The following is a 13,655-nucleotide window of genomic DNA, read 5'->3' on the forward strand; positions in this document are numbered from 1 at the left end:
GAGAGGTTGCGTGCCATCATCCAGAGGTGCGCGTGGTGGTGGTCGGAGCCGGGGTCAGCGGTCTGAGCTGTGCCCGCCTGCTGCTCCAGGACGGCCACGACGTCGCCGTCGTGAGCGGCGACCCGCTCGACCGCACGACCTCCTACCTCGCAGCGGCGGTGTGGTTCCCCACCGCAGCGGGACCGGCGGACGCCGTCGCGCGCTGGAGCGCGACGACGTACGACATCCTGTCGGCGGAGGCGAGGGCCCTCGTCCCCGGCGTGGTGATGCGCGAGTCGCTCGTCCTCTACCGCGATGCGCGCGACCCCGCGCGTCCCGAGCCTGCGTGGGCGGCAGCGGTCGGCGAGGTGCGCGAGGCGGACCCGGACGAGCTGCCTCCCGGCTATGCGCGGGGGCTGCGGTTCGCCGTTCCCCTGGTGGAGATGCCGGACTACCTGCCGCACCTGCACGAGCAGGTGCTGGCAGCAGGAGCCAGCCGGGTCATGCGGCGGGTGGCACGACTGGACGACGTGCTGGACCTCGCCCCGGACGTCATCGTGAACGCGGCCGGCATGGGTGCCGGCGCGCTCGTGCACGACGACACCGTCTACCCCGTCCGCGGGCAGATCGTCCGGGTCACCAATCCCGGCCTGACGCTCTCCGTCCGCGACGAGCAGCACCCCGGCGGTCGGGCGTACGTGCACCCCCGGTCCGCGGACTGCATCCTCGGTGGGACGCTGGACGTCGGCAGCTGGAGCACCGAGCCGGACCCTGCCGAGACCGCGGCGATCCTCCGACGGTGCACCGACATCGCCCCCGGACTGGCGGGCGCAGAGGTCATCGACACAGTCGTGGGCCTGCGACCTGGGCGACCGGAGGTCCGGGTCGAGCTGGTCGAGGACTCGATGGAGGTGCCGGTCGTGCACAACTACGGCCACGGCGGCTCGGGGATCACGATCGGGTGGGGCTGTGCGCGCGAGGTGGCCGCACTGGTGGCGGAGGTTGCCGGGGACTAGCCCCCCAGCCCTGTCAGGAGACGTCGCTCACGACCCCAGGGCAGCAAGGATCCGCTCGTAGCGCGCCTGCGGGTCCAGGGCCAGTCCGGACTTCACGAACCGCGCCCAGTCGTCGGCCAGCACCTCCTGCACGCCCGACTCGACGGCATCGAGGCCGGCGTTCGCCAGGTCCGCGGGCGAGATCTTCGGGGCGTCGACGCCCTTGGCCATGTCGGTGTCCACGAGCCCCATGTGGACGCCGACGACGTGCGTCCCCTGCCCGGCGAGCTCGAGCCGGGTGCTGTCGGTCAGGGCCCACGCCGCAGCCTTCGAGGCGGCGTACGCACCCGCGCCGGGCAGGGTGAACCACGACAGCGCCGACACCACGTTGACGATCGCCCCTCCTCCGTTCGTCGCGAGGATCGGGGCGAACGCGCGCGTCATCAGCAGCGGACCGTAGAAGTTGGTGTCCATCTCGCGCCGGATCGTCGACTCGTCCCCGCTCACGAGCGGGGTGCCGGTCGAGACGCCCGCGTTGTTGACGAGCACGTCGACGTCGGTCGCGACCGCCGCCGCCGCGTCGACCTGGGCCGCGTCGGTGACGTCGAGCTCGAGCGCGTGGACGCCTCCGGCGTCGATGGCGCTGGCGTTGCGGCTGGCCGCGTAGATCTTGGCCGCTCCGCGTGCCTTGAGCTGCTCGACGAACTCCGCGCCGATGCCGCGGTTCGCGCCGGTGACGAGCACGACTGCGCCGTTGATGTCCATGGAGATCCATTCCGTAGTGGTCACTATTGATTGCCGACCGCGACCGTAGCACATTCCGTAGTGATCGATACGTTACGATGGTTCCCATGGCCGGCCGTCCACGGAGCTTCGATCGCGAGGCAGCGTTGGCGGTCGCCGTCCGGGAGTTCTGGCGAGCGGGCTTCGACCGGACGTCCGTGGCCACGCTGACCGCGGCGATGGGCGTGACGCCTCCGAGCCTCTACGCCGCCTTCGGCGACAAGGTCCGCCTGTTCGACGAGGCGTCGACGGTCTACTTCGAGCGCACCCGCGAGGCGGTCGAGCGCGCCCTCGCGCTGCCGTCCGCGCACGACGCGGTCGCCCAGGTCCTGCGGGACACCGCCCGCGCCCACACCGGTGCCGCGACGCCTCCCGGGTGCCTCATGCTGACCGAGCCGCGTCTCGACGCGCAGCGCGAGGTCCTCCGCCAGCGACTCGAGGACCGCCTGGAGCAGGGAGTGCGGGACGGGGACCTTCCCCCCGGGACCGACGCCGGGCACCTCGCGTCGTTCGTCGTGGCCGTCCTCCGCGGCATGTCCGGCTGCGCCCGCGACGGCGGCACCACCGAGGACCTGCTCGGCATCGCCGAGACGGCACTGGCGGCGCTGCCGGCACCGGTCGGCCCACACGACGCCGGAGCGTCCGCGGGGGAGTGAGGCAGACCTCCGGTGGGCCTACGGCGCCAGGAGGCGCCAGCTGCCCTCGGAGACGACCTCCACGGCCTCGCCGTCGACGCTGATCGCCGTCTGGTCGTCGATGACGTAGGCCGGGCCGTCGATCCCGTCGGCCCAGCGCTCGGCGTCGGCCATCGTGTTCTCCGGGAAGACGTCGAGGTGCGGGAAGATCGAGAAGTCGACGACCCCGAGGGTGCGGTCGTCCGGCGCCGACGCCCACTCGACGAAGTCGGTGCCGATGCGAGGGGTCAGCACCATGCTGCCGGCGCTGACGCCCACCCAGACCGTGTCGGTGAGCTCCGGGAGGAGGTCGGCCAGGCCGGACTCACGCATCCAGTGGCACAGGTAGGTGGCGTCGCCGCCGTCGACCAGCAGCACGTCGGCCTCCCGCACCCACGGCACCCACCGATCAGCGCCGACCGTGGGCAGCGCCGACAGCTCGAGCAGCCCCAGCGCCTTCCACCCGAGCGCCGCCAGGCCACCGTGCGGCGGCTCGCCCGTCACGGAGTTCCGGGCCGAGACCGGCCCGCACATCGGATGTCCCCACTGCGCCGTCGGGATGCAGAGCGCGGTGGCCTCGGTCGTCGGCCCGCCCAGCAGCCCGACCAGCGCCGCGTGGATGCTGGGGTTGGTCACCCCGCCGGACGTGAGCAACAGCTTCATGGAGCCTCCCCGGTCAGTCGGTGTCCCGCCGGGCGGGACGGAGCGCCGCTTCGTGCGAGGAGGCTACGCCGGACGCACGCTCGGTCGACAGCATCAGGGCGGCATCAGGGCGGCATCAGGGCGTACGGTGCCGGGATGGCCTCGCGTCCCGCGCCCTTCCACATCGCCCCGGTCATCGCCGTGACCGACCTCGACCGCGCCCGGTCCTTCTACGAGGACCAGCTGGGGCTGGAGGGCAGCCCCGCGCCGGGAGGGGGCTGGGTGCTCGCGGGCGACCACGGCACGGTGCTGAACCTGCTGCCCGACGTCGCGGACGCCGGATCGGCGAGCTGGCCGGTCGCCACCATCCGCGTCGACGACGTCCACGCGACCGTCCGCACCCTGCGCGAGCGCGGCGTGTCGTTCCTCGGTCCCGACGACCTGCCGTTCGACCTCGACGACGACCTCGTCTCGGTCGGCCAGGACGGCCTGGCGGTGGCGTGGATGCGAGACCCCGACGGGTCGGTCCTGACGGTGTTCTCGAGCTAGGGGCGCTCAGTCCTCGACCGGCAGCGCCGGGTGGTCCGTGGGATAGATGCCGACCGCGAACCCGTAGACGGTGTCGCCGGACCTCGGTGCCTGGTCGAACTCGGCGACCAGCTCGGCCATCCTCTCCCAGAAGGCGGAGGCCTGGTCCTCGGAGATGCGGGCGTGACGGATGAAGCCCCACAGTCTGCCCTGCTCGAACGCCGTCGCGGACTCGCGTGCGGCCACCTCGAAGTCGTTGAAGTCCGTCGGCGCCTGCTCGCCCGCGGCCGAGGGCTCGGCCGACACGTAGAACATCCGCGCGGTGCGTCCGTAGAAGCGCTCCTCGATCGCCCGCACCCGGCGGGTCCGCACCACCCGGAGCAGCCCCTCGCGGGTGAGCACCTCGACGTGGTGGGCGACGGTGCTCTTCGGCCGCTCGAGCGCCGAGGCCAGCTCGGTGACGGTCGCCGCCCGCTCGTGGAGCAGCTGCAGGATCGTGGTGCGGAGCGGGTGCCCGATGGCCCGCACCTGAGCCGGCGTGGTCAGCGCCATCCGGTCGGCGAGCTCGTGGCCGGGCGGGTTGTCGACCATGGCATATCAGACTAGCATCGTCGAACGTTCCGGAATCATGGATCATTCACCGAGGAGACAGCGCATGGTCGAGGTACTGCTGCACCACCACATCCAGGGCCTGACCGACGGGGTCAGGGCGTTCGCCGACGAGCTGCGGGCCGCCGGTCACACCGTGCACACCCCGGACCTGTTCGACGGCCGGACGTTCGACAGCATCGAGGACGGCTTCGCGTACGCCCGCTCCGCCGGTCTCGACGCCATCCGCGAGCGCGGTGCAGCCGCTGCGGACGACCTCGGTCCCGACCTCGTCCACGCCGGGTTCTCCTTCGGGGTGACCATCGCCCAGCGGCTCGCGCAGACCCGTCCCGGTGCGCGTGGCGCCCTGCTCGTCTACTCGTGCCTCCCGGTCTCCGAGTTCGGCGATGCGTGGCCGGAGGGCGTGCCGGTGCAGGTCCACGGCAAGGAGGACGACGAGTTCTTCGACGAGGACCTGCCGGCGGCGCGCGAGCTCGTCGCCTCCACCCCCGCCGCGGAGCTGTTCGTCTACCCCGGCGACCAGCACCTGTTCGCCGACTCCTCGCTCGACGCGTACGACCCCGAGGCGTCGGCGCTGCTGGTGCAGCGCGTGCTCGCGTTCCTCGCGTCCGTCTGACCGGGCCGGCGAGGGTGCAGGCATGATCGGTCCATGACCACGCGCCGCGGACTCTTCGTCGCCCCGTTCGACGCGCTCGCCGACCCGCGGGTGGTCGGCGACCTGGCTGCTGCCGCGGAGGAGGCCGGCTGGGACGGCTTCTTCGTCTGGGACCACCTGCAGTACGGCGAGCGGGTCGCCGCCGTCGCGGATCCGTGGACCTGCTGCGCCGCCGTCGCCCTGCGGACCGAGCGGCTGGTCCTCGGGCCGATGGTGACCCCGCTCGCCAGGCGTCGGCCGCAGGTCCTCGCCCGGCAGGCGGCCAGCCTGGCGGTGCTCTCGGGTGGCCGGTTCGTGCTGGGCCTCGGGCTCGGCGACGACTGGGTCGGGGAGTTCAGCGCCTTCGGCGACGAGCCGGATCCCAAGCGGCGGGGGCGGATGCTCGACGAGGGGCTCGAGGTCCTGACGGGGCTGCTCGCGGGCGAGCCGGTCGACCACGACGGCGAGCACTACGTCGCCCGGGACGTGCGGTTCCGTCCGGCACCGTCCGTGCCGATCTGGCTCGCCGGGCGGTTCGGCAACCGCGCGCCGGTGCGGCGGGCCGCGCGGCACGACGGCTTCTTCGTCATCGGCCTCGAGGGTCCGGACGACCTCGACGCGGTCACCTCCGGTCTCGCCGTGCACGACCCGCCGCCCGGCTTCGAGGTGGTGGTCGACCTGCGACCGGAGCAGGACGTCGCGCCCTGGCTCGACCGGGGCGCGTCGTGGGTGCTCACCCGGATCGGGCCCTACGACCTCGACCTCGACGAGGCACGCCGGGTCATCGACGCTGGTCCGTGAGCTGCCGGACGTCCGTCGCCGGACGCGGCGACGGGGACGGGTGCCGGGTCGACCCGCGTCGGGACCGCCGGCGCAGGGCGGACCGGGCCACGAGCCAGGCGACCAGGCCGACCAGGAGCACCAGGCAGCCGCGCAGCGCGAGGGGCCACGGACCGCGGTCGACCTCCGTCGGGCGCACCACGCGCAGGTCGTCCACGGTGGCCGACGCCAGCTGGAACCGGCCGACGCCGAAGCTCCCGAGGTCGGTGAGGCGCATCAGCGGAGCGGGTGCGGACCCGTCGAGCGGGACGCCCGACAGCGTCAGCGTGTCCGAGCCGCAGCAGGGGTCGTCGTTCTCCGTGTCGAGGAGCACCACCACCTCCTCGGGCCCGCTCCAGCCGAGGACGCGTCCCGGGCCGGCGAGGGACAGCGGCAGCGGTGCGGGGACCTCGGCGCCCGCGTCCGCGACGTCCACGAACGTCAGCCCCGTGGGCCGGCCGGGGGACTCGCCCGGTGCCCCGGGGTCGGGTCGCGTGGTCGTGGTGGCGAGCAGCCGTCCGTCGGGCGACCAGGCGGCAGGCCCGGCCAGCACGCCGTCCGCCTCGACGTCGCGTCGCGCCCTGGTGCCGAGGTCGACCACGGAGATGCGAGCCGCGGTGCCGGTCCGCTCGACCGCCAGCTCCGAGCCGTCGGGGGAGAAGGCGGCTGCGACGGCCGTCCGCTCCTCCAGCACCGTGGTGCTGTCGTCCGTGAGGTCGAGCAGCCCGACGTCGCCGGTGATCCGTCCGCCGGAGTAGGGGCTCGTCGGCTCCGGGGACAGCAGGTGCGCCACCGTGCGGCCGTCGCTCGACCACGCGACCGGTACGACGCTGCGGCCGGCCGGCAGCGCGTGCTCGGTGGTCTCGCCGGTGACCAGGTCGACGACGACCACGTCGGGACGGTCGGTGTCGTGGTCACCCACGGCGACCTTGGTGCCGTCGGGGGACAGGAGCATCGGTGCCGGGTCGCCCTGCGTCTCGGCGCCCGCACGGCGCTCGGCGACGTCGACGCGACGGTAGGTGTCGCCGCCCGCTCCCAGCACCACTGCCTGCGGCGAGTCGAGGAGCTCGACGCCGAAGCCGTGCTGGTAGAGCGCCACGGCCGCTCCGGGCGCGGAGTCCGACACCCGACCCGTGAGGTGCGAGTAGCCCGCGAGCTCCGCGGGGACCGCGACCGCGCCGGGGTCGGTGGTGGCCGGTCCGGACCGGCCGGTGAGGGCGAGGACGAGGGCGGCGGAGCCGAGGCCGATGACCGCGGCCGCCCCACCCACGATGCGCATGCGCCGACTCTAGGGCGGGTCGGGCGCGCCGTCACCCAGCCTCCACCCAGCCGTCGGTCAGCCGTCCCTCAGCCGGCCGTCACGTGAAGGCGCTGATCCCGGTCTCGGCCCGCCCGATGAGGAGCTTCTGGATCTGCGACGTGCCCTCGTAGAGGGTCATCACCCGGGCGTCACGGAGGTACTTCGCGACGGGGAAGTCGTCGACGTACCCGGCGCCGCCGTGCACCTGGATGGCGTTGTTGGCTGCGCGGACGGCGGCCTCCGAGGCGAAGAGCTTGGCCTTGGACGCGGCCGTGCCGTGGGGCTCGCCCCGGTCGATGAGGTCGGCGCAGCGCCAGGCGAGCAGCCGCGCGGCGTCGGCGTCGACCGACATGTCGGCGATGAGGTCCTGCACGAGCTGGAACGACGCGATCGGCTTTCCGAACTGCGTGCGCTCCGTCGCGTAGGCGACCGAGGCCTCGAGGCAGCCCTGCACGATCCCGACGCAGCCGGACGCCACGGCGAGCCGGCCCTTGTCGAGGGTGCCCATCGCGATCCTGAAGCCCTGCCCGACCTCGCCCAGGACGGCCGAGCCGGGGACGCGTACGTCGTCGAGGAACAGCTCGGCGGTCGCCTGGCCGCGCAGGCCGAGCTTGCCGGTGATCTCGCGGGCGGTGAAGCCCGGGGTGTCGGTCGGCACGAGGAAGGCGGTCACGCCGCGCGGACCGTCGTCGCTGGTGCGCGCGAAGACGAGAGCCAGGTCGGCCCAGGTGCCGTTGGTGATGAACAGCTTCTGCCCGTGGATGACCCAGTCGGACCCGTCGCGGGTCGCGCGCGAGGTGAGGTTGCCGGCGTCCGAGCCGGTGCCGGGCTCGGTGAGGCCGAAGCAGCCGAGCCGGGTCGCGGCGGCGAGCTGCGGCAGCCACTCCTGCTTCTGCTCCTCGGTGCCGTGGGCGAGGATCGACTTGCCGACCAGCCCGCTGCTCACCGACACGATGCCGCGCAGGGCGGAGTCGGCGCGGCCCAGCTCCTCCATGGCCAGCGCGTAGGTGACGTAGTCGCCGCCCACGCCGCCGTGCTCCTCGGGGATGGTCAGGCCGAAGAAGCCGAGCTCGGCCATCTTCGCGACGATGGCCAGGTCGACGGACTCGTCGCGGTCCCACTGCATGCGGTGCGGGACCGCCTCCCGCTCGAGGAAGTCGCGGGCCAGGTCGCGGAACGCCCGCTGGTCCTCGGTGAGGGAGAGGTCCATCAGACGGCTTCGACCAGCTCGTGGTCGTCGACCCGCCCGGCGAGCCGGGACAGGTGGTGGGTGTGGTTGCCCAGCCACTGCTCGAGGACGGTCAGGTGCGCGGTGCCGACCCCGACGGCGTACTCCGCCGTCATGCCGATCCCGCCGTGGAGCTGGATCGCCTCCTGGCCGATGTGGCGGGCCGCGCGCGAGACGTGGAGGCCGACGCGGTCGGCGGCGACCGCCACCGCGGCCGGGTCGCCGCCGGCGATGGTCATCGTCGCCCAGTCGACCATGCTGTGCGCCAGCTCGAGCGAGACGTACATGTCGGCGGCGCGGAAGGTGAGCGCCTGGAACGTGTTGAGGGTGACCCCGAACTGCTTGCGCGACCTCAGGTAGTCGGTCGTCGCGCGCACCTGGCTCTGCATCACGCCGAGCGCCTGGTTGGCCCCCATGATCCGGGTGAGGTCGCTGATCGTGGCGACGCTGGGGGAGAGGTCGCGGCCCGGCTCGCCGAGCGGGGTCGCGGCGCTGCCGTCGAAGGTGATGCTCGCCGCCCGGGTGAGGTCGGCGGCTGCGTAGCCGGTCCGCGTGACGGCTGCGGCATCCACGAGGAACACGCCCGTGCCCCCGTCGTCGGGCAGCGCGGCGGTCACCACGAGGACGTCGGCCGCCTCGCCGCCCATCACCGGGTCGGCCACGCCGTCGAGGGCCCAGACGTCGCCGGAGACGGTGGCTCGTACGCCGTCCGCCCGCGAGGTCCAGCGCGCGCCGGGCGAGGTGTCGGCGGCGGCGAGGACGAGCTCGCCGGCGCTCAGCCGGCCCAGCAGGTCGGCCTTCTGCTCGGGGGAGCCGACGGCCGCGACGAGCCCTCCGGCGTGCACCACGCCGGAGAGGTAGGGCTGGGGTGCCAGCACCCGCCCGAGCTCCCGGCACACGACCCCGATCTCGACCGGGCCTGCGCCGACACCGCCGTCGTCCTCGCTGAAGGGCAGCCCGAGGACGCCCATCTCGGCGAGCCGGTCCCAGAGCGCGCGGTCGAACCCGGGGTCCTCGGCCACGGCGCGACGCCGCGCCTCGTGGTCGGCGTACGCCGTCGCGAGCAGGCCGCGGACGGCGTCGCGGAGGGCGAGCTGCTCGTCGTCGTAGGTGAAGTCCATGTCGGTTCCCCTCACAGTCCCAGGATCGTGCGGCTGATGATCTGGCGCTGGATCTCGTTGGACCCGCCGTAGATCGACGCCTTGCGGAGGTTGAGGTAGGTCGGTGCCGTGCGTCGGGCCCAGCCCTCCTGCGGCGAGTCCTCGCCGGCTCGAGCGGCGAGCGAGGCCGGGCCGGCGAGGTCGAGGGCGAGCTCGCTGACGGCCTGCTGCAGCTCGGTGCCGCGCAGCTTGAGGACGGAGGAGGCGGGGTGCGGCTCACCGCCCGCCGAGTGGGCGACGACCCGCAGGGCGGTGAGCTCGAGGGCGAGCAGCTCGTTCTCGAGGTCGGCGACGCGGGCCCGCACCAGCGGGTCGCGCAGCTGGTCGGCGGCGGTGGCCTTGAGCGTCGCCAGCGCCCGCTTCGTCGCGCCCACCGGCGCGACGCCGACGCGCTCGTTGCCGAGGAGGAACTTCGCGATCGTCCAGCCGCCGTTGAGGTCGCCCACGAGGAGGTCGCCCGGGACGCGGACGTCGGTGAACCACACCTCGTTGACCTCGTGGCCGCCGTCGATCAGCTCGATGGGCCGGACCTCGACGCCGGGGGTGGTCATGTCGATGAGCAGCATGGAGATGCCGGCCTGCTTCTTCACCTCGGGGTCGGTGCGCACGAGGGTGAAGATCCAGTCGCCGAACTGGCCGAGCGTGGTCCAGGTCTTCTGGCCGTTGACGACCCAGTCGTCGCCGTCGCGCACGGCGGTCGTGCGCAGGCTGGCCAGGTCGGAGCCCGCGTCGGGCTCCGAGAAGCCCTGCGACCACCAGATGTCGAGGTTGGCGGTGGGGGGCAGGAAGCGCTGCTTCTGCTCCTCGGTGCCGAAGTGTGCGATGACCGGGCCGATCATCGAGGCGTTGAAGGCCAACGGGATCGGCACGCCGGCGCGCTGCATCTCCTCGTGCCACAGGTGGCGCTGGAGGTCCGTCCAGTCCTGCCCGCCCCACTCCACCGGCCAGTGCGGCACCGCGAGCCCCTCCGCGTTGAGCACCTGCTGGGTCTCCACGATCTGGTCCCGCGTGAGGTGGCGCCCCTCCAGGACGGTGTCGCGGATCTCCTGCGGGACCTTCGTGGTGAAGAACTCCCGCATCCGGTCGCGGAACTCCGCGTCGGTGGGGCTCAGCTCGAGCTGCATGTGACTCCTCGGGACGGGGACGACGACGGGGACGACGACGGCGGAGGGACGCCGAAGGCCGGCCGCACCATCATGGCGCGGCCGGCCTGACGAGGCGACGGTGGTGTCGAAGGTTTGGGCGCTCAGCCACCCGTCGCGTCGCTGTCGAGGGTCACGGTGGCGTCCTGCGACTCGCCGTCACGGGTCCAGGTGACCTCCACCTCGTCACCGGGGCGGTAGGACCGGATGGTCGCGACGAGGGAGTCGGCGCCGGTGATGCGCTGGCCGTCGATCGAGGTGATCACGTCGCCGGCCTCGATCCCGGCCTCCTCGGCCGTCGAGCCGGCGCTGACCTCGCGGATGACCGCGCCGGCCTCGTCGCCGGTCTCCGCGTCGCCGACCTGGATGCCGAGGCGGGCGTGGGTCGGGGTCTCGCCGGCGGCCATCTGGTCGACGATCGGCATGACCTCGTCGATGGGGATGGCGAAGCCGAGGCCGATCGAGCCGGACTGGGCCTCGCCGTAGGGCGAGCCCGACGCGGCGGTGCGGATGGAGGAGTTGATGCCCACGACCGCGCCGGTCATGTCGACGAGCGGGCCGCCGGAGTTGCCCGGGTTGATCGCCGCGTCGGTCTGGACGGCGGGGTAGGTCGTGGAGTTGCCCTGGTCGTCGGAGCCGACGTTGACCGGACGGTCGAGCGCGCTGACGATGCCGCTCGTCACGGTGGCGTCGAGGCCGAAGGGCGAGCCGATCGCGACGACGCCCTCGCCGACCCCGAGGTCGGCCGACCTGCCGATGGTCGCGGGGGTCAGGTCGGTGACGCCCGAGGCCTTGATGACGGCGGTGTCGGTGAGCGGGTCGGTGCCGAGGATCTCGGCGTCCGCGCTCGTGCCGTCGTCGAAGGAGACCCGCAGCGAGCCGCCCTCCTCGGCACCCTCGACCACGTGGTTGTTGGTGAGGATCGTGCCGTCGGCGGTGAGGACGATGCCGGAGCCGGACGCGCCGCCCTCGGCGGTGGCGACGTCGATCTTCACCACGCTCGGCAGCACCTTCTGCGCGACCGACTCGACCGAGCCGTCCGCGGCCGGGGCCTGCGACTGGTCCGCGACGGGCGAGGTGGACACCTGGTCGTCCCGGGCCGGGGTGGACGTCTCGTCCTGGGTCGCGTCCCACAGGGCGGCACCGCCGATGCCGGCGCCACCGCCGACGAGGAGCGAGGTCGCGAGGACCGCGGCAGCCAGGCCCGTACGCCGGCGGCGCGGGGGCTGCTCGGGCCGGTAGGCGGACCCGGGTGCGGGCTGCTCCGTCCCGCGGGGCTGGTACGGGTCGTCGGAGGCGTAGGGGGGTGGTGTCGAGCTCATGCGTCCACTGTGCCCCGCGTCCCTGTGGCCATGCTGAGAGACCGCTGGGAAGGCGCCGAGACCTGTCAGCGGGGCAGGTCGGGCAGCGCCATCCACTCCGCCCACGACAGGTCGCGGCCGACGTAGCGGGGGCGCTCGAGGGGCCAGTCCTCGGCGATCCAGCGTGGGACGAGCTCGTCGAGGGCGTGCTCGAGCTCGGTGCCGACGCACTCGTCCACGACCCACCAGGAGATCTCCGCGTCGGCTCCCGGCTTCTCGGGCGGGTCGATGTAGACGCAGCCGAGCAGCGCCGTCTCGTCGGTGTCGAGCAGGGCGTAGTTGAAGGACTCGTGAGTCTCCATCTCCGCGGCGTGGCGGGCCAGGTCGGCCCGGTCGGCCTCGTGCGACATGTCGGCCGGCGGCCACCCCCACGCCGCGCCGTAGATGCTCCACAGCCGCTCGCGCGAGCCCATCACCGCCACCATGTCGAGGTCGGTGTCCTCCGCCCGGATCGGGCGCAGGTGATGCCCGAAGGGCACCTCCACCCGGGTCGGGTGCACGAAGTCGTCGGGCAGCCAGGGTGCGGGGTCGGGGCTGGTCATGGTCGATCCTCTCAGGGTGGTCAGCCGGCGAGCGCCTGGTCGGCGACGCGGCGGAGCGCGGCTAGGCCGCGGCTGGTGTTGGACTTCACGGTGCCGGTGGAGCAGCCGAGGACGGCGGCGGTCTCGGCGATGCTGAGCTCCTCGTAGAAGCGCAGCGCCACCGCGGAGCGCTGCCGGCCGGGGAGGGCGAGGACGAGACCCCAGACCTCCGGTGTGCGGCGCTCGTCGGGCCGCCAGGTCTCGGGTACCGAAGCGGTCGTGACCTCGCGGCGGCACGGCCGGCGCAGCGCCGAGACGTGCTGGCGGGTGATGGTGCGGCGGACGTAGGCGTCGGCCGCTGCGCGGTCGCGGAGCCCCGCCCAGTGCGGCAGGACCCTGAGCAGCGACTCCTGCAGCAGGTCCTCGGCGCTGTGCGGGTCCCCGGCCACGGCCCGGGCCCAGCGGAGGAGCACCGGCCTGCGCTCGGCGACGTACGCCGCGAAGTCGGCCCACGTGTCCGCGTCCGCGCCGGCCCCCACCTGCTCCTCCGCGGGCACGTCAGGCCTCGCGGGCGGTGCGGAGCAGGCCGAGCGAGACCACGAGCAGCCAGACCGGCCCCGTCATGCCCGCCATGTACTGGGCGGGGCTCACCAGGAAGACGGCGGTGAGCCCGCCGAGCACGACGCTGACCCACCCGATCCAGCGCGGGTACGCGCCCTGCCGGAACGTCGCGGCCGCCACGGCGAGCCCGGTGAGGCCGGCGGCTCCCCACAGCCACGGCACGGTGCCGACCCAGTGCCCGAAGAAGGCGACGGTCTCGGGCACGAACGCGTCGTCCGGAGCGGCGAACGCGAAGGCGAACTCCGTCGTCAGGCCCGCGCCCATCAGCTGTGCGACCGCGACGAGGACCAGGCCGATGGCGGCCACGCCCGGCACCAGGCTGTCGGGGCCGGTGCGGTGGCGGAGCTGGCGGTGGAGCCCCGCGGTGAAGACCACGAGCAGCGCGCAGGACAGCATCGTCGCGGTGTGGAAGACCAGGACCTGCGCCACCTGGTTCGACATGGCCTCGGCGATCGCGTCGGCGTCACCGCTGGTCGCGGGGTCGTAGACGGCGTCGACGAGGCTGCTGGCGACCATCGAGACGATGCCCGCGGCTCCGGCGCCGACCCCGGCGAGCACCCACCCCCTGCCGCGCGGCCGGGTGGGTGAGCCGGTGCCGGGATCGTGGCGCGATCCGGACCGGGCGGACGGGTCGAGGGTGGTGCTCATGGCGGCTCCTG

Annotated in this window: 16 protein-coding genes; 5 read left to right on the forward strand and 11 right to left on the reverse strand. The window is 73.6% G+C overall.

Translation table 11 applies throughout. The features are described from left to right. The first annotated feature begins 26 nt into the window (after positions 1 to 26). On the forward strand, positions 27 to 995 hold the full coding sequence (locus tag HN031_RS11470; protein WP_172269969.1) for an FAD-dependent oxidoreductase: 969 nt from the start codon (positions 27 to 29) through the stop codon (positions 993 to 995). Positions 996 to 1,022: 27 nt separating this feature from the next. Here the strand turns inward: HN031_RS11470 and HN031_RS11475 are convergent, their stop codons facing one another. Then, positions 1,023 to 1,739, reverse strand: a complete 717-nt coding sequence (locus HN031_RS11475) for an SDR family oxidoreductase (RefSeq protein WP_172269971.1) — start codon at positions 1,737 to 1,739, stop codon at positions 1,023 to 1,025. A gap of 86 nt (positions 1,740 to 1,825) precedes the next feature. On the opposite strand from HN031_RS11475, the gene HN031_RS11480 reads away from it, so the two are divergent. Then, positions 1,826 to 2,413, forward strand: a complete 588-nt coding sequence (locus HN031_RS11480) for a TetR/AcrR family transcriptional regulator (protein ID WP_253943056.1) — start codon at positions 1,826 to 1,828, stop codon at positions 2,411 to 2,413. A gap of 18 nt (positions 2,414 to 2,431) precedes the next feature. Here the strand turns inward: HN031_RS11480 and HN031_RS11485 are convergent, their stop codons facing one another. Further along, the gene (locus tag HN031_RS11485; protein ID WP_172269975.1) at positions 2,432 to 3,094 is read right to left on the reverse strand and encodes a Type 1 glutamine amidotransferase-like domain-containing protein; all 663 of its coding nucleotides are present in this window, start codon (positions 3,092 to 3,094) and stop codon (positions 2,432 to 2,434) included. Between the two features lie 135 nt (positions 3,095 to 3,229). Here HN031_RS11485 and HN031_RS11490 point away from each other — a divergent pair, with 135 nt between their 5' ends. After that, positions 3,230 to 3,622: a VOC family protein gene (locus HN031_RS11490; protein WP_172269977.1), complete on the forward strand. Its 393-nt coding sequence runs from the start codon at positions 3,230 to 3,232 to the stop codon at positions 3,620 to 3,622. Between the two features lie 6 nt (positions 3,623 to 3,628). Here the strand turns inward: HN031_RS11490 and HN031_RS11495 are convergent, their stop codons facing one another. Next, positions 3,629 to 4,192: a transcriptional regulator gene (locus HN031_RS11495; RefSeq protein WP_172269979.1), complete on the reverse strand. Its 564-nt coding sequence runs from the start codon at positions 4,190 to 4,192 to the stop codon at positions 3,629 to 3,631. 37 nt (positions 4,193 to 4,229) lie between these two features. Here HN031_RS11495 and HN031_RS11500 point away from each other — a divergent pair, with 37 nt between their 5' ends. Both HN031_RS11500 and HN031_RS11505 read left to right on the forward strand, forming a co-directional pair. After that, positions 4,230 to 4,826, forward strand: coding sequence for a dienelactone hydrolase family protein (locus HN031_RS11500; RefSeq protein WP_172269981.1), 597 nt, complete (start codon positions 4,230 to 4,232; stop codon positions 4,824 to 4,826). A 33-nt stretch (positions 4,827 to 4,859) separates the two neighbouring features. Beyond that, a complete protein-coding gene (locus HN031_RS11505) occupies positions 4,860 to 5,645 on the forward strand; it encodes an LLM class flavin-dependent oxidoreductase (protein ID WP_172269983.1) in 786 nt (261 codons plus the stop codon). Here HN031_RS11505 and HN031_RS11510 read toward each other — a convergent pair. The 8 genes from HN031_RS11510 to HN031_RS11545 form a co-directional block, all read right to left on the reverse strand. Next, positions 5,626 to 6,942 (reverse strand): hypothetical protein, encoded by a 1,317-nt coding sequence (locus tag HN031_RS11510; RefSeq protein WP_172269985.1) that lies wholly within the window; start codon positions 6,940 to 6,942, stop codon positions 5,626 to 5,628. The genes HN031_RS11505 and HN031_RS11510 overlap by 20 nt on opposite strands. A 79-nt stretch (positions 6,943 to 7,021) precedes the next feature. After that, positions 7,022 to 8,173, reverse strand: coding sequence for an acyl-CoA dehydrogenase family protein (locus HN031_RS11515; RefSeq protein WP_172269987.1), 1,152 nt, complete (start codon positions 8,171 to 8,173; stop codon positions 7,022 to 7,024). Next, a complete protein-coding gene (locus tag HN031_RS11520; RefSeq protein WP_172269989.1) occupies positions 8,173 to 9,312 on the reverse strand; it encodes an acyl-CoA dehydrogenase family protein in 1,140 nt (379 codons plus the stop codon). Before HN031_RS11520 ends, HN031_RS11515 begins: the two co-directional genes overlap by 1 nt. An 11-nt stretch (positions 9,313 to 9,323) precedes the next feature. Continuing rightward, entirely contained in the window at positions 9,324 to 10,475 is a 1,152-nt protein-coding gene (locus tag HN031_RS11525) for an acyl-CoA dehydrogenase family protein (protein ID WP_172269991.1), read from the reverse strand. A 122-nt stretch (positions 10,476 to 10,597) separates the two neighbouring features. After that, positions 10,598 to 11,815, reverse strand: coding sequence for a S1C family serine protease (locus tag HN031_RS11530; RefSeq protein ID WP_172269993.1), 1,218 nt, complete (start codon positions 11,813 to 11,815; stop codon positions 10,598 to 10,600). Positions 11,816 to 11,880: 65 nt separating this feature from the next. Further along, the gene (locus HN031_RS11535) at positions 11,881 to 12,396 is read right to left on the reverse strand and encodes a GNAT family N-acetyltransferase (protein ID WP_172269995.1); all 516 of its coding nucleotides are present in this window, start codon (positions 12,394 to 12,396) and stop codon (positions 11,881 to 11,883) included. Between the two features lie 20 nt (positions 12,397 to 12,416). After that, positions 12,417 to 12,932: a SigE family RNA polymerase sigma factor gene (locus tag HN031_RS11540; RefSeq protein ID WP_367650736.1), complete on the reverse strand. Its 516-nt coding sequence runs from the start codon at positions 12,930 to 12,932 to the stop codon at positions 12,417 to 12,419. Between the two features lies 1 nt (position 12,933). Further along, positions 12,934 to 13,644, reverse strand: coding sequence for a hypothetical protein (locus HN031_RS11545; protein ID WP_172269997.1), 711 nt, complete (start codon positions 13,642 to 13,644; stop codon positions 12,934 to 12,936). Positions 13,645 to 13,655 lie beyond the last annotated feature (11 nt).

Origin of the sequence: Nocardioides sp. zg-1308, assembly GCF_013155375.1 — a bacterium.
Classification (GTDB): domain Bacteria; phylum Actinomycetota; class Actinomycetes; order Propionibacteriales; family Nocardioidaceae; genus Nocardioides; species Nocardioides renjunii.

Coding starts and splice junctions, on each gene's coding strand:
- HN031_RS11475 (WP_172269971.1), bottom strand. CDS start 1,739: ATGGACATCAACGGCGCAGTCGTGCTCGTCACCGGCGCGAACCGCGGC.
- HN031_RS11480 (WP_253943056.1), top strand. CDS start 1,826: ATGGCCGGCCGTCCACGGAGCTTCGATCGCGAGGCAGCGTTGGCGGTC.
- HN031_RS11485 (WP_172269975.1), bottom strand. CDS start 3,094: ATGAAGCTGTTGCTCACGTCCGGCGGGGTGACCAACCCCAGCATCCAC.
- HN031_RS11490 (WP_172269977.1), top strand. CDS start 3,230: ATGGCCTCGCGTCCCGCGCCCTTCCACATCGCCCCGGTCATCGCCGTG.
- HN031_RS11495 (WP_172269979.1), bottom strand. CDS start 4,192: ATGGTCGACAACCCGCCCGGCCACGAGCTCGCCGACCGGATGGCGCTG.
- HN031_RS11500 (WP_172269981.1), top strand. CDS start 4,230: ATGGATCATTCACCGAGGAGACAGCGCATGGTCGAGGTACTGCTGCAC.
- HN031_RS11505 (WP_172269983.1), top strand. CDS start 4,860: ATGACCACGCGCCGCGGACTCTTCGTCGCCCCGTTCGACGCGCTCGCC.
- HN031_RS11510 (WP_172269985.1), bottom strand. CDS start 6,942: ATGCGCATCGTGGGTGGGGCGGCCGCGGTCATCGGCCTCGGCTCCGCC.
- HN031_RS11515 (WP_172269987.1), bottom strand. CDS start 8,173: ATGGACCTCTCCCTCACCGAGGACCAGCGGGCGTTCCGCGACCTGGCC.
- HN031_RS11520 (WP_172269989.1), bottom strand. CDS start 9,312: ATGGACTTCACCTACGACGACGAGCAGCTCGCCCTCCGCGACGCCGTC.
- HN031_RS11525 (WP_172269991.1), bottom strand. CDS start 10,475: ATGCAGCTCGAGCTGAGCCCCACCGACGCGGAGTTCCGCGACCGGATG.
- HN031_RS11530 (WP_172269993.1), bottom strand. CDS start 11,815: ATGAGCTCGACACCACCCCCCTACGCCTCCGACGACCCGTACCAGCCC.
- HN031_RS11535 (WP_172269995.1), bottom strand. CDS start 12,396: ATGACCAGCCCCGACCCCGCACCCTGGCTGCCCGACGACTTCGTGCAC.
- HN031_RS11545 (WP_172269997.1), bottom strand. CDS start 13,644: ATGAGCACCACCCTCGACCCGTCCGCCCGGTCCGGATCGCGCCACGAT.